Raw genomic sequence first — 22,716 nt, 5'->3', positions numbered from 1 at the left:
TATAAAACCAATACAATGGTGCAATGAGTTATTCAGAACATTTTAGACGTAAAATTTTAGCTAAGCTTGAGGAAGGTTATTCTATTCGAGCGGTAGCTGCACAATTTGAAATTAATAAAAATACCATTGTTGAATGGAAGAAACGTATAGAGATTAAAAAAACTCGTGTACGTAAACCTTCTAAAATTAACGATGATGCTTTACGTGAAGATGTTGAAAAGTATCCTGATGCTTATCAATATGAACGTGCTGCACGTTTTAATTGTGGTGTTTCATCTATTGGTGCTGCATTAAAGCGCTTAAATATTACAGTTAAAAAAAGACGTTAAGCCATCCTAAAGCAGATACAAAGCTTAGGGATAAATTTATTCTGCAAGTGAATGAATTAGAAAAAAACCATCCGATTATTTATCTGGATGAAAGTGGTTTTAAGTCACATGATTATAGACCTCATGGCTACTCACGAAAAGGAGTACCCTGTTTATGGCAATATAATTGGCAATTAAAGAATCAGACCAATGCCATTGGAGCAATCCATGAGGGTAAGTTATTTTCAGTCGGTTTATTTGACTGCAAAATCAATTCAGATGTTTTTCATTTTTGGATTGAGCAATTCCTCATACCGGCATTACCAGAAAATAGTGTAGTGGTTATGGATAATGCAGCATTTCATAAAAGAGCAGATATTCAGGAGTTATTGGAACAACAAGGGCATAAAATTCTTTGGCTTCCTGCATACAGCCCTGATTTAAATCCTATAGAACACATGTGGGCATGGGTTAAACGTAAGCGTAAAGAATGGTTAATCGACTCAGTCGATGAGTTATTTCGATTTTTTTTCGAATCCTGTATGAATAATAAAGTAGTTTGACTATAACTTGTTGTTTAACAAGTGGGTTTAATTATATGGACGTCGTCAAAAAATTATCAATATAAATAAATGTAACAAAAAAAGATGAATAAATGTACGACTGAATCCGAGGCTTTTAGTCAGTTTTCGCTACAGATTATGTGATTAATTTTGTGTATTTTAAAAGGAGTGTGATAAAGTTCATTGTTATTTGAAAAAGTGTTTAATTTATTTACTATTGTAACGAAATGTAAATTTTACCATTTGGACAAATAAAAGCAAAAAATAAATTGATTTTTTTGATTTATAACGATGAAATATATAATTATTTTTCATTAAAAAATAAAGGGATGCGTAAAATGAGTGCATCCCTTGGGAATTAGAAAAACATTTGACTTGCTGCGCAATAAAGTCCCCATAAAATAACAATAGCCACAGCAGGCTCAATCAGTTTTGCCCATGTTGGCGTTGGATTTTGCTCTACTACCTGTGTGTGTAGCTGATCTGAGTGGTCTGTTGTGTGTTGATTAACCATTTGATTAAACTCCTTCATCGTCTCTTCTAATGATAGCTCTTCTTCAGGCTTTGGTTTAGAGCCAATCAGTTCTGTTAGCTCACTTGTTGTCCAAACCCAGTCATCAGCCAGACCTGAGAGGTGCTCAATTTGACCGACAAGCAGCTCACGAATTCCATGTTCACCAAAGTTCCCCGTGACATCAAGTTGTTTGAGTTCAGCAAGCTGAAGATCTAACATGGTGGTCAGGCTATGCTCTAAGTCTGGCTTCGCTAACAGTGATTGATTTTGCGGAGACGTGGTGAGGTGTCTTGCAAGTTCTTGAATATAGAGATGATCTTGGGTTTGAATCTCATGATAGAGCTTGGTGCCATCTTGACGCATCAAGGTGATGAGTTTTCCAAGCGAGAGAGTGTTGGCCTCAGAAATATATTGAAGTCGCTCCTCGTCTGAATATTGAATCAGAAGCTCAGGCTTTTGAATTTTAATCTGCTCTGCAAAATATTGTACTAAATCAAAAGCCATATAATTACTCCATTTTATTAATCTAATAATCTTAAACTTGGTTTTTTCTTAGCGGGTTCAGTTTTTTCTTGATTGTCTGATTTTAAAGCATTTTGCTCACTTTGGGTATGATTGTCATACTCACTTGGATCGAAGAATAAGCCCTGTCCATTTTCACGGGCATAAATGCCTATCACAGCATTAAGTGGGACATAAATATCACGAGATACGCCACCAAAACGTGCTGAGAATGTAATCGCATCGTTGCTCATATGTAGCGCATGTACGGCATGAGGGACAATGTTTAAGACAATTTGGCCATCTTGAATAAACTGTTCAGGAACGAGAGTATTGGGCTGGGTTGCATCGACCAATAAATGCGGTGTTAATTGGTTATCACAAATCCATTCATAAATGGCGCGAGCTAAATATGGACGAGTCGGCGTAAGGTTTAATTCTTGATCAGACATAATGTTCTCTACGGCTGTTTAAATTCAGATTGATAATGGTTTTTCTCCTGCAAAGTTAAAGACTTTAAAAATGCAGGACGACTAAAAATACGTTGACAATATAAATAGATTGGGCGGCATTGCTGTTTCGGTAAATGCACGCCCATGCTGTTTAAGCGTAGAAAGATAGGCGCAAGCATGCAATCTAAAATACTAAAGCTTTCCGACATGAAATAGGGGAAATGCTGGAACAATGGTGTTAAGGAAATGAGCGTATCTTTCAGTTTTTTTTGTGCTTTCAGTTTTGCTTGTTCATCGAGTGTATCTGGATGTCGCAGCATCATATCGGCAAGCTTTAACCAATCTTGTTCAAAGCGCCAAATATACTGCCGCTGTTCCGCACGAGGCATAGGTGCATCGGCATAGAGCTTGTTTTGACGATAACGATCGTCTAAATACTCAGAGATGATATTGGCATTAAATAGTTTTAAATCATTTTCAATCAACGTCGGTAGCTGATTATAAGGGTTTAAGCTAGCGAGATCTTCATCATCTGCATCACTTAAAACCAAATGGTATTTGATTTGCTTCTCTGCAAGTACATAACGAATCCAATGGGAGCGAAAATCATCTGCATGGCTATACAGCGTAATTCCTTGAAGCGGAGTAGTTTCGACAGACATATTTCAAGAAACTAGGTGAAGTGAATCGGTTAGAATACTAAAAATAGCCAATAAAATCATCTTAACTTTAATATGCTTATACAATAGAACAACTTGGAATAAATGAAAAAGAAGGATAGAACCATGCAGCTTTGGCTCAGAACCACCCAGTCGATCGCAGTTATTATACTAATGACTTCCATTTCAAGTAGTTATGCTCAAAATCAAGATGCAGCCGAACAAGTAGATGTAGCGCAGCAGAATGCTGAATATGCAGCTTGTATTGCCGATGAAGCCTGTGATGTTGCTACTTCTGTATCTGAGGATTAGATGTATGGCGGCATTCAGCAACAATATACAGTAAAAGGCTGTAAGGTCACTGTTTATAATGATGGGCCTGTGAAAATGGTCGATGAGAAAACCGACGAGCCGTGTAATGCACCACTTCCCAAAGATCATCAATTATCAAAATAAGCTGGAATATGCAACTAGAGGCATGTATAGTCAAATCATTATAAAACTAATACAAATAAGTCGATGAATTATTTCGAGTTTTTTTCGAATCCTGTATGAATAATAAAGTAGTTTGACTATAGTAAGAATAGAGCAGGAAACTTATACTTAAAACTTGAAAATGACGCATAAAAAAAGCCTTGGATAAACCAAGGCTTTTTTGTCCGATTCGGTAAACGAATTAACGTTTAGAGAATTGAGGACGTTTACGAGCTTTACGCAAACCAAGTTTCTTACGTTCAACTTCACGAGCATCACGAGTAACGAAACCAGCTTGACGAAGAGCAGGTTTAAGTGTTTCGTCAGAAGCGATCAACGCACGAGTAATACCGTGACGGATAGCGCCAGCTTGACCACCGATACCACCACCAGCAACAGTGATGTAAAGGTCATACTTTTCAGTAACTTCAAGAAGCTCTAAAGGTTGACGAACAACCATACGAGCAGTTTCACGACCGAAGTATTGCTCAAGAGTACGGTTGTTAATTACGAGCTTGCCTGTACCAGCTGACAAGAAAACACGTGCAGTTGCGGTCTTACGGCGACCTGTACCATAATTAGTAGCCATGTGCTGTATCCCTTAGATGTCCAAAACTTGTGGCTGTTGAGCAGCGTGTGGATGCTCTGTACCTGCATACACTTTCATTTTCTTGATCATTGCATAACCAAGAGGACCTTTTGGTAACATACCTTTAACAGCTTTTTCTAAAACTGCTTCAGGTTTGTGAGCGATTAACTTTTCAAAGTTAGTCTCACGGATACCACCAGGGAAGCCAGTGTGGCGATAGTATTTTTTATCAAGCGCTTTTTTACCAGTCACTTGAATTTCTTCAGCATTGATTACAACGATATAATCGCCAGTGTCAACGTGAGGAGTATAAGAAGTCTTGTGCTTACCACGTAGACGACGAGCGATTTCAGTCGCAAGGCGACCTAAAGTTTTGCCAGAAGCATCAACAACGTACCAGTCGTGTTGAACTTCAGCAGGCTTAGCGCTGAGAGTTTTCATTAAACCACTACCTATTATAGTTGGTTTGGACTATGGAATCTGTCCAAACAAAAGGAGACGCGATTCTAAACGAAGTTGCTCAGAATCACAAATGAAAATATAAAATTTCAAGAGCAGTATTTTAAGATATTTCCCAGTATAAAGGAAGAGATCAAAGTTTATTCTTTTTAAAAAAAACACAAAAGAGTTCAAATTTTAAAATGAGGAAACAGCGATATTGAACTTGATGACTTCACTGAATGAAATGCGGGATCATCAGCATAGAACCATTTTAAAATAACGGATAATACAGGAGTTACGACTCGCAATTTCTTTGCTCATGTTTTATATGTTTAAGGCTTTATTTTTTCTTTGAAAGTCGGTGGAATGTGAAAACAGGATAAGTGAGGATTTAAATATAAAAGAATAGGTTCAAGTTGAGTACGGTGAATGCGGAGATACTGGGTGAGACGTTGTATAATAGTCAAAACGCATTTTACTTGAGTTGATTATGCTGCCTTTATATGTCACCAGTGGTGAACCTGCTGGGATTGGTCCAGATATTTGTTTAAGCCTTGCTGCTCGTATAGATGAGCGTCCGATCGTGGTCCTTGGTGATATGAACTTGCTACGTACACGTGCAGCATGTTTGGGATTAGACATTGAACTGATTGAATATTCAGGGCAAGAAGCATCATCAACTCAGGGGCAACTTTATGTTGAGCATGTACCGTTAAGCGAAGCTGTTGTAATGGGTAAGCTCAATTCTCAAAATGCGCCTTATGTCTTAGAGCAGCTACGACGTTCGGCCGATTATGCCATGGCAGGTAAAAGTGTAGGTGTTGCAACTGCACCTGTACAAAAGTCAGTTATCAATGATGCTGGGATTCACTTTAGTGGACACACCGAATACTACCAAGAGTTTGCTGGAGTTGAACGTGTGGTGATGATGCTCGCAACCAAGACGTTGCGTGTCGCGCTGGCTACTACACATTTGCCATTAAGAGCTGTACCTGATGCGATTACCAAAAAACGATTGCATCAAGTGATTGATATTTTAATTCAGGACTTAAAAAGCAAATTCAAAAAAGAGCATCCCCACATTTTAGTGTGTGGCTTAAACCCACATGCAGGGGAGGATGGTTATTTGGGTATGGAAGAAATTGAGGTGATTAACCCTGTGCTGGAAAGCTACCGTACTCAAGGCATAAATATCAGCCTGAGCCTACCTGCCGACACCTTATTTACCCCAGAAAACTTAAAAGATGCCGATGCTGTTTTGGCGATGTATCACGATCAGGGCTTACCTGTGTTAAAATCGCAAGGGTTTGGTGAAGCTATTAATATTACTTTGGGCTTACCGTTTATTCGTACCTCAGTTGATCATGGCACAGCTCTGTCCCTCGCAGGCACAGGTCTTGCGAAAAGCTCAAGCTTACAGGTCGCTGTTGATTTAGCATTAGAATTAGCTCGTCATTAAATAGCACAATCATAATTTTATAGGACTTACGCATTGACGGATTCAAAAAAGTATTAAAATACTAGACTTCCGTCATAAATCAAAAAATGTACAATTTGTTTGATCTTAAATTAATCAGTAAAATTATTTAATTCAATGGATAATCCTTGGATGAAATTCAAAGATATTCAAAAATTATCAGACGTTAATTTTCGTAGGCTTACCGGTGTTAGTTGGGCTACATTTAACCTCATGTTGGCCGAGCTAAATAAGCATTTACCTGGTCATATTGGTAAAGGACGACCGCATAAATTACCGTTGGAAGATCGTTTGCTCTTATGTATAGAATATTGGAGAGAATATCGAACATTTTTCCATCTTGGTATGAGTTACGGTGTATCTGAAACGAGTGCAATTCGTATCACACGTGTTATTGAAGATACCTTAATCGGTTCTGGAAAATTTAACTTGCCAAAACAACTTCCTAATCGAGATGAAGTGGATTGGGAAGTTGTTGTGATTGATGCCACTGAAATATTAGTTCAACGTCCAAAAAAAACAGAAGAAATGGTATAGCGGTAAAAAAAAGCGACATACCTTTAAATTTCAGCTATCTATGCACTATACAACAGGTGAAATACTGAGTGTATGTGGAAGTCATGGAAGCATGCATGATTTTAAAATATTTAAAAAAAGCATGAGGAAATTAAAATTTAAGCCCTTTTTTATCGTTGATAAGGGGTATTTAGGGATAAAGAAATTGGGTTTTGGATGCCTCATGCCATCTAAAGCAAAGAAAACTGAAAAACTAGATTCTGAATTAAAAAAGTTAAATAGAGAGATTGGTCGTAGACGAATTCAAGTAGAGCATGTATTTGGAAGGATGAAATGTTTTAAGATTTTATCTTGTGTATATAGAAATCGTCGTAAAAGATTAAACCTGCGGTTTAATTTACTTGCTGGCATATACAATTTAGATTGGGTGAAAGATAAACAATTAAATTGATTGAAAAATGATTTATGAAGGAAGTCTACTTTATAAAGTATCTGTGATCAGACGAATTAAAAATGCTTCTACAGCAACTTGTACACTACCCATTTATATGGGCTTTCTCATGACAGAACCGAACTCTATTAGCTGCACACAACTTGCCGAGACTTATAACATCTCGCATGATAGTGTAAATCGCTTTCTAGAGCGTGAAGACTACACACCTCACGACCTATATCAAGAAGCAATTCAACATATTGATAATAATAAACTTATAGTCAGTATTGATGATACTGTTTTAGATAAACCATATAGTCAGCATATGGACTTAGTTAGCTATTTTTGGTCAGGCAAACACCACCGATCCGTCAAGGGTATTAATCTCATTACCTTGTATGCGACAGATCAAAATGGTCAAAATATTCCAATTAATTTCCGAATTTATGACAAATCTGAAAGTAAAACCAAGAATGATTACTTTATGGATATGTTAAGTGAAGTACTCAGTTGGGGTGCAAAGATTCAATTCATTACAGGTGATAGTTGGTATTCATCGATTGCAAATCTAAAAACCATAAGAAAACATGGTATTCGATTTATGTTTGGTATAGTCAAACTACTTTATTATCCATACAGGATTCGAAAAAAAAACTCGAAATAATTCATCGACTTATTTGTATTAGTTTTATAATGATTTGACTATATCGACTGTAACCGTAAGGTTTCCCTTGAAAAAGGACAATGGTTTCAACTGCGTTTATTGCCGAATTTCCATCAGGGTCAAGTGGTCTGGCTCAAAGATTTTGGCTTTGTACAATTATTTAAGACTCAGTTAAAAGAACAGCAGAGGTTTTATATTGTGCATCAAGATGAAGATGATTTATTGTCCTTTGAGGGTTTTCATGAATTACATTCAAGTCATTGGAAAATAGAACAATATCACCGAGTGATTAAACAGGTTTGTCATATTGAAAAGTTTCAAGTAAGACGATCTAAACTGATTTCGAATCATATTTTTTCAGCCTTGATGGCCTACGTTGAGATACAAAAGAACCAGTTTGAGCGGATCTTTGAAAATGTATATTATTGGCAGAAGAAATTATTTAGACCAATGATCAAAAACTTCATTGATGACTTTATAATGTGGTTCTAGGATTTTAGACCACGCCTATAAGTGATAATCTACTCCCCAATAAGCATGGGAAATGCTTGTTTTTGGAGTCAACCATGACACGAAGAAAACGTCGTAATCATTCAGCAGAGTTTAAAGTTAAAGTTGCTCTCGCAGCAATTAAAGGCGACCACACACTCGCTGAACTTTCTACTCAATTCGATTTACATCAAAACCAAATCATCGATTGGAAAAATCAACTGCTTGAGCAATCAGTCAATATTTTTTCACGACCAACAGCACAACAAGAACCAGAGATTGACCTCAAAGCTCTACATGCCAAGATAGGACATCAGGCATTGCAAATTGATTTTTTAGAAGGTGCGCTCAGAAAAATAGGGCAGCTGAGCGGCAAAAAATGATCGATAAGACCCATCAACTTTCGGTACGACAACAATCGCAATTGATTCAAATCAATCGCAGTACGTTGTATTACAAGCCCAAAGAGATTTCATCAACTGATTTGAGTTGGATGCGTCTAATCGATGAAATTCATCTCGACTACCCATTTATGGGCAGTCGAATGATACGAGATATGCTACAGCGTCAAGGACATCAAATAGGTCGGCGTAAAGTCCGACGTTTAATGCGCTTGATGGGAATACATGCCTTGTATCCAAAACCCAATACCAGTAAGCCTAATCTTGCACACCGTATTTTCCCATATCTGTTGAAAAACATGGTCATCGATCACTCTAATCAAGTCTGGTGTACAGATATAAGTGTGCCGCAGCAAGCGGCGTAAGAGATGAGGGTATGGCCCCTCGCTATCGGCTTGCAGGAGCAGGTAGCAAACCACCATAAGCGGCTTGGATCAAAAGTCCCGGTCTTGAGCGTTATGGAAAAGGCGTTGTAAAGGCGTCAGGTAAGAATTAGGAAGGCGAACACCAGTGAACTGCCGTTCAAGTGTCGAAAGTACTCAAATGACATCAAAACCGGGGATGGATGTTGCCCCGCGATCAGTTTGGCCGTTACCTGCTTACGGGCCATTCGGTGTCCGGCGTAGAGGCAGCGCGATCCTAATTCAGGCTTTTACGTTGAACTGCGGGAACCTTCGGTTGCGATGTCAAGCGAAAGGTACAAGCTCAAAAGGCAAGGCCGATAATAGCAATGCGTCACCAAGGGGCGGAGCAGCTCGTAGTAGTGTTGAAGTTACTGTAATGGTAATGGAGCGAAGGGGCTGCATTATCCAGGTCTGCGGTCTTGTCAACTGCACAAGCAGGAGGAACAAGGCTTTATGACCAAACCATTTAACATTCCTAAAGCGTTAATTTGGGAGGCATTCAAGAAAGTCAAAGAGAATGGCGGTGCTGCAGGCATCGATCATGAATCTATTGAGCAATTCGAACACCACTTAAAAGGCAACCTGTATAAACTATGGAATCGACTTTGTTCAGGCAGTTATTTTCCACCGCCAGTCAAAGGTGTTCCGATTCCAAAGAAATCAGGTGGGGTACGTATGTTAGGCATTCCAACAGTAGCGGATCGAGTAGCACAAACAGCTGTCAAGCTTATATTGGAGCCACAGATTGATCCTCTATTTTCATCCAAACTCTTATGGATATCGTCCAGGGCGTTCTGCCCATGATGCGATAGCTGTGGTGAGACGACGAAGTTGGGAGTATGACTGGGTTGTGGAATTTGATATCAAAGGTCTATTTGATAACATTGACCATAATCTACTCATGCGTGCACTTAAGAAACACTGCGAAATTCCATGGATTCTTCTCTATGTAGAACGCTGGTTAAAAGCACCTATGCAAAATGTAGATGGTCAAGTTTTAGAAAGGAATCACGGCACACCGCAAGGTGGAGTTATCAGTCCTCTATTGGCTAATTTATTTATGCATTATGCTTTTGACATGTGGATTACCAAGAATCTTGTGAGTGTAAGATTCTGCCGCTATGCGGATGATGGAGTAATTCATTGCCGAAGTTTATCTCAAGCCAAACTTGTTTTACAAAAGATTGGTGCACGATTTCGTGAATGTGGACTCGAATTGCATCCAGATAAGACAAAGATTGTTTATTGCCAAGATGTGAATCGTCGCCAAGCATATCCAGATGTTCAATTTACTTTTCTCGGATACACGTTTAGGCCCCGTAAGGCTGTGGACAAGTATAAAAGAGTTTATGTAAATTTCTCTCCTGCAGTCAGTCGTGATGCACTTAAAACAATGCGACAGACTATTCGGAAATGGCATCTACATCTGATGTGTAATCGCGAATTAAGTGATTTATCTGCAATATTTAATCCAATTCTTCAAGGTTGGCAGCAGTACTATGGTCGATTCCATGGTTCAGCAATGTCAGCGATCTGGCAACACATGAATGCTTATCTTATACGCTGGATGAGGCGTAAGTATAAAAACTTGGCCCGTCATAAAAGACGGGCTAGATATGCCTTAGGGCGACTTGCGCGTGATTTTCCAAATGCCTTTGTGCACTGGAAAATGGGATGTTTACCATCGGTTGGATAATGGGAGCCGGATGAGCTGAGAGGTTCACGTCCGGTTCTGCGAGGGGCTAAGGGTGAGATTCCCTTGGTCTACTCACCCGTACATTCCTATGGCTAAAGGCTTTGTCTATCTGTGTGCAATTATAGATTGGCATAGTCGTAAAGTACTGGCTCATCGTGTATCGATCAGTATGGAAACAGGCTTTTGCATAGATGCGTTGCAAGAAGCAATTGTGAAATATGGTTGTCCTGAGGTGTTTAATACAGACCAAGGCAGTCAATTCACAAGCGAGGCATTTTTGAATGAGTTAAAATTGCGAAATATCCGTATCAGTATGGATGGGAAAGGACGATGGATGGATAATGTAATGATTGAGCGTTTATGGCGCAGCGTGAAGCATGAGGAAGTCTATTTGAAGGCTTACGATACGGTTAAACAAGCGAAACAATCAATTGCTGAATATTTGGATTTTTATAACATGATACGTCCTCATTCAAGTTTGAATAAGGCAACACCGGATGAATTTTATGATCAACATTTACTAAAAGTAATGGCAGCATAATTTAAATATTTAGAGCGGATTTATCACTTATAAAACTGAATTGAGTGGTCTAATTAACGGAACCACATTATTATTCTCGATAAAAATCATCTGCTACCACAGAGAGTCTATAAATAACAGTGCGTAAGTCCTATTTTAATAAATTTTATATCAATAAGAGGTTTATCATGTCGATGCTTCTTCACAAGAAGCAGCAGATAAAAACGCCATCGGTGATGAGGAACATAAGCATTGTATCTGTTGTGTGTATGACAAGTATTTTATCGGCTTGTACGAGTATGGCTACAGACAAAAGTCTTTGTGAATTAAAAGTCTTATCACTGTTAATTCCGAGGCAGTCTGAAGAAGCTGTTCAATCGGGTTATATGGAATCAATACGTGCCTTAAAGCAGAGCCAAGAAAAATTAAATCAAACGATGGCTTTAGTACGGCGGATTCAAGCGGCAAGTGCAACAGTATAAAAACCAGCCATAACTTCACTCGGTGTATACCAACCTAGTGTTTTTCTAGGACGATGGTTGAGTGCAAATTCTATCTGCTCTATTTGTTCGTTTGACACGCCATCAAACGATGATGATTTTGGCAGATATTGACGGATTAAACCATTCGTATTTTCATTTCTAGCTCGCTGAATAGACTTGTAAGGATCAGCAAAATACGTCTCTATGCCAGCATCAGTAATTCTTTTGTGTTCGGAAAATTCTTTGCCATTATCAAATGTCACACTATAAGCATGGCTCATTTGTAAACGATCTAATGCACAAGTAATCGTTTGAGAGGATGCTCTTGTTGGCCCTAAATGAACAATATGTACATACAGGCTCTTTCGATCAACGAGAGTCAATAAAGCACCTTTATGATGTTTACCAATCACCGTGTCACCTTCGAAATCTCCTAAACGTTGTCGTTGATCAATGACCTGGTGTCGGCAGTGAATACTTGTTTTATCAATGATTTGACCCCTACGATCCGTGTTTTTGTAACCGCGTTTTCGATATTTCTTCTGATGCCTTAAATGTAGATGAAGTTTACCGCCTTTTGATTTATCTTGATAAATGTACTGGTAAATCCACTCATGTGAAGGTACATCCAGCCAACCGCGTTGTGTTAAAGCACCTGAAATTTGTTCGGGTGACCAGTCCAAACCAATCAAATAATCAATATAGTCAAACTACTTTATTATTCATACAAGATTCGAAAAAAATCGAAATAACTCATCGACTGAGTCGATTAACCATTCTTTACGCTTACGTTTAACCCATGCCCACATGTGTTCTATAGGATTTAAATCAGGGCTGTATGCAGGAAGCCAAAGAATTTTATGCCCTTGTTGTTCCAATAACTCCTGAATATCTGCTCTTTTATGAAATGCTGCATTATCCATAACCACTACACTATTTTCTGGTAATGCCGGTATGAGGAATTGCTCAATCCAAAAATGAAAAACATCTGAATTGATTTTGCAGTCAAATAAACCGACTGAAAATAACTTACCCTCATGGATTGCTCCAATGGCATTGGTCTGATTCTTTAATTGCCAATTATATTGCCATAAACAGGGTACTCCTTTTCGTGAGTAGCCATGAGGTCTATAATCATGTGACTTAAAACCACTTTCATCCAGATAAATAATCGGATGGTTTTTTTCTAATTCATTCACTTGCAGAATAAATTTATCCCTAAGCTTTGTATCTGCTTTAGGATGGCTTAACGTCTTTTTTTAACTGTAATATTTAAGCGCTTTAATGCAGCACCAATAGATGAAACACCACAATTAAAACGTGCAGCACGTTCATATTGATAAGCATCAGGATACTTTTCAACATCTTCACGTAAAGCATCATCGTTAATTTTAGAAGGTTTACGTACACGAGTTTTTTTAATCTCTATACGTTTCTTCCATTCAACAATGGTATTTTTATTAATTTCAAATTGTGCAGCTACCGCTCGAATAGAATAACCTTCCTCAAGCTTAGCTAAAATTTTACGTCTAAAATGTTCTGAATAACTCATTGCACCATTGTATTGGTTTTATAATGATTTGACTATATAAGCGAAGGCAAATGCTGTCATTGATGATGAAGGACGGTACCGTCTTTGACTTGCAAATTTAGCTGCCTGTTGAGCTCTATATCCACGTTGCCCAGTATTTCTTTTTAATTCACGGTAGATGGTTGATCGTGAACGTCCTAATTCCCGAGCAAGGGTAGCGATTGAACTTTTACTTTTCAAAGTAGCATAAATTTCGTATCTTTCATCTTGAGAAAGTTGGGTGTATTTCTTCATTGTGTGCTTTCCAATTACGAGTTGAAAAAGTCTAATGATTCTATGAATATACCTAACTTTTTCAACTAACTACAAATGTGTTGCACTTGGGATTTGAATCTGCGTACAAAAAAATGAACCGAATGATAGCGCTTTAGCTAATCTGCTTAAGGATGGTCAAATGATCAATAAGAACATTGATATTATTGCGAATAACCAACGTCATTTGAATAGTTTATATGATTACAAACTCGTTGTTTTTGAAAAGATTCCAGGTATTCAGGCTGAATATAATTTATTGACCGATATGATGGCACGCCAAAATTATCCTTCAGATCAAGTGATCATCGCAAAAAATCAAGTTTTCATAGCTGAAAGAATATTACGTTCAATCAATAGTTTATCTGAAATTAATGAGTTTTCTTCAGACAGTATGGAAGATTTTTTAGCTGATTTTGATGTATTCAATACTTATCTTCAGGCACAGCTTAATGGTAATGCTGAATTGGGTGTTAAGCGTGTCAATGATGCAAAAATGCGTGAAGGCCTGCTTTCAATTCAAGAAGATATTCAGATAATTTTAGAATCGAAAGCATTTAATTTACTGCAAAAACGTGAGCCTTTAGAGAGTACATATCAAGCAGCAAGAGAAAATGCAAAAATCTCTGATGACATGTTTATCAAATTGAATCGATTAGAAAGAACTCGACAATAGCGTGTATAGATTTGCTAAATTGATATCTAGGTTGAAAATGATTGGGGCGAAGGTCTTAGATTTTACTTCAAGTATTTTTAAAAGATTCATTTAAGGTCTAAAAAATGAAAACATACAGACGCTGTTTTGGCGATGTATCACGATCAGGGCTTACCTGTGTTAAAATCGCAAGGGTTTGGTGAAGCCATTAATATTACTTTGGGCTTACCGTTTATTCGTACCTCAGTCGATCATCGCACAGCTCTCTCCCTCGCAGGCACTGGTCTTGCGAAAAGCTCAAGCTTACAGGTCGCTGTTGATTTAGCGTTAGAATTAGCTCGTCACTAATGTTCAGTGATTAACTCACGTTGGAAAATTTTATGTATCAAATTAATGCCTTAAACCCTAAAGATGAAGGGCACCATACGCGGAAGCGTTTTGGGCAAAACTTCTTACATGACCAACGTGTGATTGCCAAGATTGTACGTTCAGTTGCACCACGTTCAGGTGATAACATTGTGGAAATTGGGCCGGGTTTGGCAGCCTTAACCTCTCCGTTGATTGGCGAGTGTGACGCACTCACGGTGGTCGAATTAGACCGTGATTTGGCGGCAGGTTTGCCAGGGCGTGTGCCACATCCTGAACGTTTAACCATTATTGAAACTGATGCACTGAAGTACGACTTCACCAATTTATTTGAAGATGGTCGTCCTTTACGGGTTGTGGGTAATTTGCCGTATAACATTTCGACGCCACTTTTGTTTCACCTCTTGGAGTTTGGTGACAAAGTTAAAGACATGCACTTTATGCTACAAAAAGAAGTGGTTGACCGTATTACGGCTTCTCCAAATAGCAAAGAATATGGTCGTTTGTCGGTGATGATTCAGTATTTCTGTAAACCTACGTTCTTGTTTGAAGTACCACCGGGTTCATTTAACCCGCCACCAAAAGTGACTTCTGCGGTGTTCCGTCTAGAGCCGTATGCTGTTAAGCCTATTGTGGCAAAAAATGAAAAAGCCTTGGCACGTTTGGTCTCGCACGTCTTTACCCAGCGTCGTAAAACTTTGCGTAATAGCTTAAAAGGCATGTTGGTTGAAGATGGTTTTGAACAAGCGGGTGTTGATCCGATGGCACGTCCAGAGACTTTAACACTGGCTCAATTTGTGGCATTAGCAGATCAAATGGTGACTTAAGGTGACAGGTGCAGAGATTCGATACAATTATGTCATTGGTGATGTGCAGGGTTGTTTTGAAGCACTAAAAGCCTTGCTAAAGACTATTCAGTTTGATCCTGACCAAGATTTTATTTGGTTTGCTGGGGATTTGGTTGCCCGTGGTGAAAACTCATTGGGTGCTTTACGCTTTATTAAAAAATTAGTAGAGCGTAATGCGGCTGCAATAGTTTTAGGCAATCATGATTTAACTTTGCTGGCGGCTGCACGTGGCATTAAAGCAATTAAAGACAAAGATAACATTCGTGATGTAATTGATGCGATTGATAGTGATGATTTGATTGATTGGCTACGGAAACAACCCCTGTGTGTGTTTCCAAATGCAACCACGGTTCTGACGCATGCGGGCATTCCAACCAATTGGACAGCGGAACAAACTGCTGCTTTAGCCGCAGAAGTTGAGGCGGTCATTGCAGCGGATGATTTTGATGTTGTGGATGCCTTTTTAAAAGAAATGTATGGTAAAGAGCCCACGTTGTGGTCGGATGAACTAACGGGACACGCACGTTTACGTTGTATCGTGAATTATTTGACCCGTATGCGTTTAACCGATAGTACAGGGCGTTTGGAGTTTAGTTTTAAAGACTCACTCAGTGACCCAATGCCAGAAGGCTTCAAACCATGGTTTGAATTTGCTTCACAAGCAGCGCAAACCCATAAAGTTGTGTTTGGTCACTGGGCAGCTTTACAAGGTAAAACCATTTCGGATTCGATTCAAAATGTAGATGGCGGTTGTGTTTGGGGGCATCAATTAATGGCTTACCGTTTAGAAGATGAGGCCTTATTTGCAGTTGATAATCCAGTTCAATAGCACATGCATTAAAAAAGCCACGAACTTCGTGGCTTTTTTATTCTTAGTCGATTCTTAACCAGGTTTGGTTACGACCTAAAGCAGAAACACCGATGTATGCACGTAGAGAAAGACGCTTTCCTGTGGCATTCAGTTTCATTTTCGCATCATAAAGTTTGCCAGACAAAGGATCAATCACACGACCTTTTTCATAATTATTGGTGCCGTCGACATGCTTTAAGCCTTTAATAATGTCCATACCTAAAATTGGTTTATTGGTATATGGCGTAGGGCAATTCACACAAGTTTCTTTTGGGGTATAACCTGGGCGTGGTGTAATTTTTACAATTTTTCCAGTATAAGTATTATTCGATTCTTTACGAATTTCGATAATGGCTTTTGGCGAGCCTGACTTATCATCAATTTGTTGCCATGTCCCTGTTAAGTCCTGTGCAAATGCTCCCCCGCAAAGCATGGACAATGTTAATCCCGCGATAAAAAACTTACTTTTCATATAAGGTTCTCTATAGTTTCACAAAAAGATATCCAAGACACAAAAAAATAAACAGTTTGCACAAGGCAAACTGTTTTGTGTTTAGATATGAGTTAGACAGTTGCCTTTAAAAATTGAAAAATCATACATGTTTAGCTGAAACTCTTTTATTCATTGAATTTGAAACAATCAGACTAAGTTTGATGCAATGTATGAGTGACTCAGGTGGTCTACAAAATCTAAAATGAATCGATCAAATGATTGCGTAGACCAAGCCTGTTCAGTAATAGAACTTAGATTATTCTCGAATCCACGTTTGACTACGACCTAGAGCCGATATGCCCACGTATCCTCGCAAGGTTAAGCGTTTGCCATTCGAACTGAGTTTTGCTTTACAGCTATAAATATTACCAGACAGTGGATCAATGATTTTTCCACCCGCGTAATTGGTATCACCGCTGTGTTTCAAACCTTTCATCACATCAATGCCTAAAATAGGCTTATTGGTATACGGCGCAGGGCAATTAATACACGTTTCTTTTGGTGTGTAACCCGGACGAGGCGTCACTTTAACGATCTTAGCGGTATAGGTCCCATTTGATTCTTGGCGAATCTCAAGGATGGCTTTTGACGCCCCAGTTTTGTCATCAATATTTTTCCAAGTGCCGCTAATATCTTCAGCGAAAGCTGTACTACCCATAACGGTTGTAGCGAATGCGATTGCAAGTGTCAATTTGCTCATGAACAAAATCCTTTTATCATTTAATCAACGACAAACTCATCTTAAGTCGATTTTTTAAACAATACAATTGTTTATGTGAGGAACGTATCACATTTTTTGCAAGTATAGAATAAACAACGGTAACCAGATTGCTGTAAATACCGCATTGACAGCCATTCCAAAGGCTGCATAACGTCCAGCAATACTTCCCCGTTGCCATGCTTGAGCTGTACCGATGGCATGAGCTGCAAGACCTAGCGCTAAGCCCGATGCTCGTTCGTCATTAATGTGTTTGAGGATCACTGGCGAAAATGCAGCACCAATCACACCGGATAAAATCACGATTAAAATTGCCAGACTCACAGGGGCTTGCAGCAGTGTTGCAATGTTAATCGCAATTGGTGTTGTGACTGCGCGCGTGGCAAATGCCATAATGGTAGGGTCAGACAAATGTAATAGATAAGCCAGTCCCATCGGCAGTCCGACCGCACTGATACTGGCAAAGACTAAGATGCCCACCACTGCTTTGAGGGGGAGGTCATCATAGCGCATAGCAGCCAATGGAATAGCTAATGCGACCGTCACATAACCGAGCAGATGGTTAAACACTGGATTTACCTGTGCCATATATTGCTCATACGGAATGTTTAAAAACAACAGCAGGGCAATCACAAAGCACATGCCAAAAACAATCACGGGAATTTGTGGCAGTTTTTTGTTGAGTGGCTTTGCCAGTAAGTAGGCAACGAGGGTTAGGAAAAAACCGAAAATAATGGGAATCATGTGCACACTCCTAAAGCCATTTCTTAGACATTTTTGCGTAAACCCACAGTGGAATTAGTGTGCTGACAAATAGCACCACCAAAAACATTGGGATTTCACTGCCTAAATGGGTCATCATCAGCAGGGAGCCTGCACTGATAGGTAGAAAAGCAAAGGCACTTTCTTTCATGATTTTATTGTTGGTATCCACCAAACGTGCTGGAATTTTATGAAATTTTCTCCAACCCAAAAGGACGATTAATAAACTAATCAGTCCAATTAAATTGCCCAGTTCAGGATGTCCAAAACGTCCAGTGATCCACACAGCCGCTTCACGAAAGATGATGATCAGGGCAACCGTGCCGATCCATGCTTTCCAATCAACAGTTTTTATCCATTCCATTTTGTTCTGTCATTAACATTTTACTTATCACGTTTTAACCGATTTAGCTTTTGATTTCAAATTCTTCGAGTTCACGATGAAATTGTTTTGCTTTCAAACCTAAAATTTCATTAATCGGTAAATGTGCTTGTTTAATCAATTGTTCAAGTTTATGTGGTGCAATATACACTTGTAGGTGTAGGTTGCCCTCATCATCATAATTTTCAGATTGAATCACATTTAGGGCGTACAGTTGATTACGCAATTTTCCATAGGCAGGTTTGAGCAGGACATCAAAATTTTGAATTTGGCCCATCAAGCACTCTTGGACCGCTTGGCGTAGTAGATCAAATCCTTCGCCTGTATGTGCTGAGACATAGACACGCTCAGGTACATTGGGTTTAGCGTAAATGATTTTGGCTTGTTCGCCACTTTGATCGATCTTGTTATACACCCGTAGGATTGGAATATCTGCGCCAATTTCTTTGAGCACTTTTTCAACAGCTTCAATTTGTTCCATATGGTCTGGACTGCTCGAATCAATCACATGCAACAGCAAACTGGCTTCTAATGTTTCCTCTAGCGTCGCTTTAAACGATTCCACTAAAGCATGCGCAAGATTACGCACAAAACCAACCGTGTCTGCTAGGACAAGCGGGCCAATACCGTCCCATTCCAAACGTCTTAAGGTTGGATCTAAGGTTGCAAATAATTGATCTGCGGCATAAACATCAGATTTGGCAAGGGTGTTAAACAGGGTCGATTTGCCCGCATTGGTATAACCAACCAAAGAAACGGTTGGAATCGCGGCTTTTTGACGTGCAGCACGCCCTTGGATACGGGTCTGACGGACTTTTTCTAATTTATCTTTAAGTTGTCCAACACGGACACGAAGTAAACGACGGTCAGTTTCGAGTTGCGTTTCACCTGGACCACGGAGTCCAATCCCGCCTTTTTGGCTATCGAGGCTAATGCCTGTACCGACCAGTCGAGAAGACAAGTGATCCAATTGAGCCAATTCGACTTGAAGTTTCCCTTCATGGGTACGGGCACGTTGTGCAAAGATATCTAGAATAAGGCGTGTACGGTCAATGACGCGGCACTTGATAATGCGACTCAGATTACGTTCCTGACTAGGGGTTAGGGCATGGTCAATAATCACCAGTGTGGCTTCAAGCTCCTCAACACGAGCAGCAATTTCTTCTGCTTTGCCTGAACCAATGAAATATTTAGCATCGGGTTTGAATCTTTGAGCGTGAACATGCTCCAGAATTTCTGCACCTGCCGACTTAGCAAGCAAGCGAAATTCTTCTGCATCAAGGTCTTCCAGAATATGGATGGCAACACTGACTAAAATGGTTTTTTCGCCACCTTGCTTCTGCTCAAAATATTCCACTAAATTCGATCTCACATTGAAAACTCTAGTGTAGATGAATTTGTTGAGATTGAGCGAAATAGTTATGCTGTTGCCTTACATTGAGCGAAATAAGTGAACCAAAAGCAGCAAGGTGCCAAAGTATAAAATACTGAGCCCTATAATAAATTTCAGTGCCTGAACAGGATTTAACGGCGGAGCTGGAGGATTCATTTGATCGTTCATGTGCGCACCATGTTTTGTTATTTCGATTGATTTATTTTAATTAATTTGTTTAAACGATTAAAATTGAAAATAATCATCTGGTCCTTCGGTTTTTATGATCAATGCAAGTTAGTTAAGATCAGTATAGAATGAGCCGAAATCAATGATTAAATGTTGAATGAAGCTGTGCCAAGTGAACCGTCTATGCAATCGAATACTGAAATAAAAACAACATCAATAAAAGGTGTCTCTAAGCTTTTTCTGTATGGTAAAAAGCTGGCTTCAGGGCTTGGCGCCGTGTCCGAAGGGTTTTATTTGGTCTATCGACATGGCTTGTATAAAGACGTTAACAATCCACAAAATACCCGTTACGTGCAGTATTTCTGTCGTCGACTGTGCAAGGTTTTTAACATTGATGTTCATGTCCACGGGGATATTCCACGTAAGCCTGCCCTTTGGGTCAGCAATCATATTTCATGGTTAGATGTCGCGGTTTTAGGCTCAGGCGCACGAGTTTTCTTTTTGGCCAAGGCTGAAATTGAAAAATGGCCTGTGTTTGGCAAATTGGCAAAAAGTGGTGGAACCTTGTTTATTCAACGTGGTTCAGGCGATTCCATCAAAATTCGAGAGCAAATTACAGCGTTTTTAAAACAAGATATTCCTGTGTTGTTTTTCCCTGAAGCGACCACGACCGATGGTTCTAAAGTGAAAAAAGTTCATGGACGTATATTAGGCGCAGCAATTGAGGCCCAGCGTGATGTGCAAATTTGTTTGATTTGCTATGTGAATCAACAAGGCGGACTTGACCAAGTCTCTCCGTTTATCGGTAACATTAGTTTTGCCGAGCATGTTAAAAAAGTACTAGAAATGCCACAAGTCACGGCACATTTAGTTGCGCTCCCGGCCATTTGTACCGCAGGACATACGGTTGAGAGTTTAACGGCATTGGTCCAACAAAAAATGGTGCAAGGTTTGGCTGATTTACATCAGAAAGTTTTGAAGTCCCAGCCCAACATGCAACAAGCTTGAAGGCTTACATAAAGCCTTCAATCGGGAGCCAAGAGACGACTTTGAGACCAGCACGTTTGAACCAATTCATTTTGGGTTCAGTGGTATAGGTTTTGGTAGAGCCATCAGCTTGTTTGATTTGCCAGTTAATGTTTTTGTTTGCATCTAGGACCAGCTTATAGGCATATTTACTGAGGTTTTGGTCCATGGTGTAGTGTACCGCTTTGGCCAGCGGTGGACTGTTCAGTAAAACCCCAATTTCTGTATTTAAGTTGGCAGAGCGGGGATCAAAATTAAATGAACCAATAAAAACCTGTTTCTCATCAATGGCCATGAGTTTGGCATGCAGACTCGAGCGGCTTAATCCTTTGATGCTGACTTTGGCTTTTTTCGAAATTTCTTCATTGTTTTCGTTTAGGGCTTCGGCCGCAGGCGTGGCTAAAAACTCATAGAGTTGAACACCGCTTTCCAGCAAGTCTTCACGATATTTTCCATAGAAAGCATGCACCAGCGGCACATCATTGGCTTTAAATGAGTTGGTCAGTACGCGAACTTGAATGTCACTCTGTGCTAGGTTGGCCAGATGTTTTTTGCCTTTACGCTCAGGTACAAAATAGGCTGAAATAATGTCGATGCTTTCTAGTGGCTTTTCTAAATGGGTTTGCAACTGGAAGTTTAAATGTTCTTCTTTTTTTGCCCGTGATTTGATTTTACTCGGTGAGTCTTTGACCACTTCGGCTTTGACCCAATCGAATTGGATACTATCATTTAACCAGTGTTCAAAGGCTTGCGAACGATTGGCTAGATCGAGATAATTTTGGACGGTCACTTCCTGATAGTGCTGCGCTAACTGGGTTTTTAAACCTTCATAACGTAAGCTGTAATGGTTGGCGTTGACAATTTGACGCACTGGAAAGGCATAATCGTCATTCCAGTATTCATCGAAAGAATGCACAATTTCATCTGAGGCAGAGCCGACCAACATTACATCAACATCGGAAAACTGATAACTGTCGCTGACGTTATAATATTGATTGCTCATGTTGCGCCCACCAATCAACGAAATTTGATTATCGGCAATGAAGCTTTTGTTGTGCATACGACGGTTGATGCGTTTTAGATTTAAGACCATATCCATCGCACGATAGTGACGGAAGCGGTAGGGGTTATACAGTTTGATGTCGATATTGGCGTGTTGATCGAGCGCCAAATAAATGCCTTCCATTTTCTTGGCATTGTTATCATCGATTAGTAAACGAACTTTCACCCCGCGATCAGCGGCTTTCAAAATAGAATAAAGCGCTAAAGAACCAATACGATCGTTGTCCCAAATATAGTATTGTAGATCTAAGGTCTTTTCTGCCTTATCAATGAGATGGATACGTGCGGCCAATGCTTCGAGTGGATTATAGAGAACATGGAAACCTGTAAGGCCTGGATTTTGTTCACGTAAAGGCAGTACGATTTTGCCTAAACTGGTTTGATCGGTTGGCAAATCAAAGGCATAGACGGGCGTCTGCGGTATCTGTTTAGGTAAGGTATTACACGCGGGAACAGTCAAAACCATACAGCTCAGCAACAACAATTTGGCATTTTGCTGAGTCGAAGATGAACGGAATGAAGTTTGTTTTGCTAAGCCGTGAGGTTTTTCCATCATCATAAAGTCTA

At 39.5% G+C, this 22,716-nt stretch carries 22 protein-coding genes and 9 pseudogenes; 16 read left to right on the top strand and 15 right to left on the bottom strand.

Features of this window, described 5'->3' with window-relative positions; all coding sequences use genetic code 11:
• The first annotated feature begins 23 nt into the window (after positions 1 to 23).
• Together AC4CUX_RS03885 and AC4CUX_RS03880 are read left to right on the top strand one after the other, a co-directional pair.
• The gene (locus AC4CUX_RS03885) at positions 24 to 329 is read left to right on the top strand and encodes an IS630 transposase-related protein (protein ID WP_000122230.1); all 306 of its coding nucleotides are present in this window, start codon (positions 24 to 26) and stop codon (positions 327 to 329) included.
• A gap of 47 nt (positions 330 to 376) precedes the next feature.
• Positions 377 to 871, top strand: a complete 495-nt coding sequence (locus AC4CUX_RS03880) for an IS630 family transposase (RefSeq protein WP_490792200.1) — start codon at positions 377 to 379, stop codon at positions 869 to 871.
• A 358-nt stretch (positions 872 to 1,229) separates the two neighbouring features.
• On the opposite strand, the gene AC4CUX_RS03875 is transcribed toward AC4CUX_RS03880, so the two are convergent.
• The 3 genes from AC4CUX_RS03875 to AC4CUX_RS03865 are packed head-to-tail and all read right to left on the bottom strand — an operon-like array spanning position 1,230 to position 3,000.
• Positions 1,230 to 1,889 carry a hypothetical protein gene (locus tag AC4CUX_RS03875; RefSeq protein WP_114837880.1) on the bottom strand — a complete coding sequence of 220 codons (660 nt, stop codon included), beginning with the start codon at positions 1,887 to 1,889 and terminating at the stop codon, positions 1,230 to 1,232.
• Between the two features lie 17 nt (positions 1,890 to 1,906).
• Positions 1,907 to 2,338: a ClpXP protease specificity-enhancing factor gene (locus AC4CUX_RS03870; RefSeq protein ID WP_114837879.1), complete on the bottom strand. Its 432-nt coding sequence runs from the start codon at positions 2,336 to 2,338 to the stop codon at positions 1,907 to 1,909.
• An 8-nt stretch (positions 2,339 to 2,346) separates the two neighbouring features.
• Entirely contained in the window at positions 2,347 to 3,000 is a 654-nt protein-coding gene (locus AC4CUX_RS03865) for a glutathione S-transferase N-terminal domain-containing protein (RefSeq protein WP_114837878.1), read from the bottom strand.
• Positions 3,001 to 3,102: 102 nt separating this feature from the next.
• On the opposite strand from AC4CUX_RS03865, the pseudogene AC4CUX_RS03860 reads away from it, so the two are divergent.
• Positions 3,103 to 3,453: pseudogene (locus tag AC4CUX_RS03860) on the top strand (hypothetical protein).
• A 220-nt stretch (positions 3,454 to 3,673) separates the two neighbouring features.
• Here the strand turns inward: AC4CUX_RS03860 and rpsI are convergent.
• Positions 3,674 to 4,060: a 30S ribosomal protein S9 gene (gene rpsI / locus AC4CUX_RS03855; RefSeq protein WP_004695095.1), complete on the bottom strand. Its 387-nt coding sequence runs from the start codon at positions 4,058 to 4,060 to the stop codon at positions 3,674 to 3,676.
• A 12-nt stretch (positions 4,061 to 4,072) separates the two neighbouring features.
• Positions 4,073 to 4,501 (bottom strand): 50S ribosomal protein L13, encoded by a 429-nt coding sequence (gene rplM, locus AC4CUX_RS03850; RefSeq protein WP_004695096.1) that lies wholly within the window; start codon positions 4,499 to 4,501, stop codon positions 4,073 to 4,075.
• A 490-nt stretch (positions 4,502 to 4,991) separates the two neighbouring features.
• On the opposite strand from rplM, the gene pdxA reads away from it, so the two are divergent.
• The 8 genes and pseudogenes from pdxA to AC4CUX_RS03810 all read left to right on the top strand — a co-directional run bounded on the left by pdxA (position 4,992) and on the right by AC4CUX_RS03810 (position 11,583).
• Positions 4,992 to 5,960: a 4-hydroxythreonine-4-phosphate dehydrogenase PdxA gene (gene pdxA / locus AC4CUX_RS03845; RefSeq protein WP_114837877.1), complete on the top strand. Its 969-nt coding sequence runs from the start codon at positions 4,992 to 4,994 to the stop codon at positions 5,958 to 5,960.
• 150 nt (positions 5,961 to 6,110) lie between these two features.
• Positions 6,111 to 6,515 carry a transposase family protein gene (locus AC4CUX_RS03840; RefSeq protein ID WP_201952405.1) on the top strand — a complete coding sequence of 135 codons (405 nt, stop codon included), beginning with the start codon at positions 6,111 to 6,113 and terminating at the stop codon, positions 6,513 to 6,515.
• A gap of 37 nt (positions 6,516 to 6,552) precedes the next feature.
• Positions 6,553 to 6,945 (top strand): annotated as a pseudogene (locus tag AC4CUX_RS03835) (transposase family protein); the annotation flags it as partial.
• 43 nt (positions 6,946 to 6,988) lie between these two features.
• Positions 6,989 to 8,083: pseudogene (locus tag AC4CUX_RS03830) on the top strand (transposase).
• 74 nt (positions 8,084 to 8,157) lie between these two features.
• Positions 8,158 to 8,825 (top strand): annotated as a pseudogene (locus AC4CUX_RS03825) (IS3-like element ISAcsp5 family transposase); the annotation flags it as partial.
• 513 nt (positions 8,826 to 9,338) lie between these two features.
• Positions 9,339 to 10,581 (top strand): annotated as a pseudogene (gene ltrA, locus AC4CUX_RS03820) (group II intron reverse transcriptase/maturase).
• A 64-nt stretch (positions 10,582 to 10,645) separates the two neighbouring features.
• Positions 10,646 to 11,122, top strand: a pseudogene (locus AC4CUX_RS03815) (IS3 family transposase); the annotation flags it as partial.
• A gap of 248 nt (positions 11,123 to 11,370) precedes the next feature.
• The gene (locus AC4CUX_RS03810; RefSeq protein WP_201952401.1) at positions 11,371 to 11,583 is read left to right on the top strand and encodes a hypothetical protein; all 213 of its coding nucleotides are present in this window, start codon (positions 11,371 to 11,373) and stop codon (positions 11,581 to 11,583) included.
• On the opposite strand, the pseudogene AC4CUX_RS03805 reads toward AC4CUX_RS03810, so the two are convergent.
• The 4 genes and pseudogenes from AC4CUX_RS03805 to AC4CUX_RS03790 all read right to left on the bottom strand — a co-directional run.
• Positions 11,559 to 12,293, bottom strand: a pseudogene (locus tag AC4CUX_RS03805) (IS30-like element IS18 family transposase); the annotation flags it as partial. The gene AC4CUX_RS03810 and the pseudogene AC4CUX_RS03805 sit on opposite strands and share 25 nt — an antisense overlap.
• Positions 12,294 to 12,305: 12 nt before the next feature.
• The gene (locus tag AC4CUX_RS03800; RefSeq protein ID WP_490792199.1) at positions 12,306 to 12,782 is read right to left on the bottom strand and encodes an IS630 family transposase; all 477 of its coding nucleotides are present in this window, start codon (positions 12,780 to 12,782) and stop codon (positions 12,306 to 12,308) included.
• Positions 12,783 to 12,829: 47 nt separating this feature from the next.
• Positions 12,830 to 13,135: an IS630 transposase-related protein gene (locus AC4CUX_RS03795; protein WP_000122230.1), complete on the bottom strand. Its 306-nt coding sequence runs from the start codon at positions 13,133 to 13,135 to the stop codon at positions 12,830 to 12,832.
• Between the two features lie 33 nt (positions 13,136 to 13,168).
• Positions 13,169 to 13,408, bottom strand: a pseudogene (locus tag AC4CUX_RS03790) (helix-turn-helix domain-containing protein); the annotation flags it as partial.
• 160 nt (positions 13,409 to 13,568) lie between these two features.
• Here AC4CUX_RS03790 and AC4CUX_RS03785 point away from each other — a divergent pair.
• The 4 genes and pseudogenes from AC4CUX_RS03785 to AC4CUX_RS03770 all read left to right on the top strand — a co-directional run bounded on the left by AC4CUX_RS03785 (position 13,569) and on the right by AC4CUX_RS03770 (position 16,124).
• Entirely contained in the window at positions 13,569 to 14,102 is a 534-nt protein-coding gene (locus AC4CUX_RS03785) for a hypothetical protein (RefSeq protein ID WP_114837557.1), read from the top strand.
• 108 nt (positions 14,103 to 14,210) lie between these two features.
• Positions 14,211 to 14,429 (top strand): annotated as a pseudogene (locus AC4CUX_RS03780) (4-hydroxythreonine-4-phosphate dehydrogenase PdxA); the annotation flags it as partial.
• 32 nt (positions 14,430 to 14,461) lie between these two features.
• Complete coding sequence (rsmA, locus tag AC4CUX_RS03775; protein WP_114837558.1) at positions 14,462 to 15,274, top strand: 16S rRNA (adenine(1518)-N(6)/adenine(1519)-N(6))-dimethyltransferase RsmA; 813 nt, start codon at positions 14,462 to 14,464, stop codon at positions 15,272 to 15,274.
• Position 15,275: 1 nt separating this feature from the next.
• Positions 15,276 to 16,124 carry a symmetrical bis(5'-nucleosyl)-tetraphosphatase gene (locus tag AC4CUX_RS03770; protein ID WP_114837559.1) on the top strand — a complete coding sequence of 283 codons (849 nt, stop codon included), beginning with the start codon at positions 15,276 to 15,278 and terminating at the stop codon, positions 16,122 to 16,124.
• 43 nt (positions 16,125 to 16,167) lie between these two features.
• Here AC4CUX_RS03770 and AC4CUX_RS03765 read toward each other — a convergent pair whose 3' ends face one another.
• The 5 genes from AC4CUX_RS03765 to hflX all read right to left on the bottom strand — a co-directional run bounded on the left by AC4CUX_RS03765 (position 16,168) and on the right by hflX (position 19,857).
• On the bottom strand, positions 16,168 to 16,617 hold the full coding sequence (locus AC4CUX_RS03765) for a DUF2147 domain-containing protein (RefSeq protein ID WP_004695101.1): 450 nt from the start codon (positions 16,615 to 16,617) through the stop codon (positions 16,168 to 16,170).
• 277 nt (positions 16,618 to 16,894) lie between these two features.
• Positions 16,895 to 17,338, bottom strand: a complete 444-nt coding sequence (locus AC4CUX_RS03760) for a DUF2147 domain-containing protein (RefSeq protein ID WP_490792198.1) — start codon at positions 17,336 to 17,338, stop codon at positions 16,895 to 16,897.
• Between the two features lie 87 nt (positions 17,339 to 17,425).
• Positions 17,426 to 18,100 carry an LrgB family protein gene (locus AC4CUX_RS03755; protein ID WP_114837561.1) on the bottom strand — a complete coding sequence of 225 codons (675 nt, stop codon included), beginning with the start codon at positions 18,098 to 18,100 and terminating at the stop codon, positions 17,426 to 17,428.
• A 10-nt stretch (positions 18,101 to 18,110) separates the two neighbouring features.
• A complete protein-coding gene (locus tag AC4CUX_RS03750) occupies positions 18,111 to 18,482 on the bottom strand; it encodes a hypothetical protein (RefSeq protein WP_004695106.1) in 372 nt (123 codons plus the stop codon).
• A 43-nt stretch (positions 18,483 to 18,525) separates the two neighbouring features.
• Positions 18,526 to 19,857, bottom strand: a complete 1,332-nt coding sequence (gene hflX, locus AC4CUX_RS03745; RefSeq protein ID WP_114837562.1) for a ribosome rescue GTPase HflX — start codon at positions 19,855 to 19,857, stop codon at positions 18,526 to 18,528.
• Between the two features lie 387 nt (positions 19,858 to 20,244).
• On the opposite strand from hflX, the gene AC4CUX_RS03740 reads away from it, so the two are divergent.
• A complete protein-coding gene (locus tag AC4CUX_RS03740) occupies positions 20,245 to 21,069 on the top strand; it encodes a lysophospholipid acyltransferase family protein (protein ID WP_490792614.1) in 825 nt (274 codons plus the stop codon).
• Between the two features lie 4 nt (positions 21,070 to 21,073).
• On the opposite strand, the gene AC4CUX_RS03735 is transcribed toward AC4CUX_RS03740, so the two are convergent.
• Positions 21,074 to 22,702: a phospholipase D family protein gene (locus tag AC4CUX_RS03735; protein ID WP_080543909.1), complete on the bottom strand. Its 1,629-nt coding sequence runs from the start codon at positions 22,700 to 22,702 to the stop codon at positions 21,074 to 21,076.
• Positions 22,703 to 22,716 lie beyond the last annotated feature (14 nt).

This window comes from Acinetobacter sp. 231_lipA (assembly GCF_058243005.1).
This window is presented reverse-complemented; position numbering and strand designations above follow the sequence as displayed.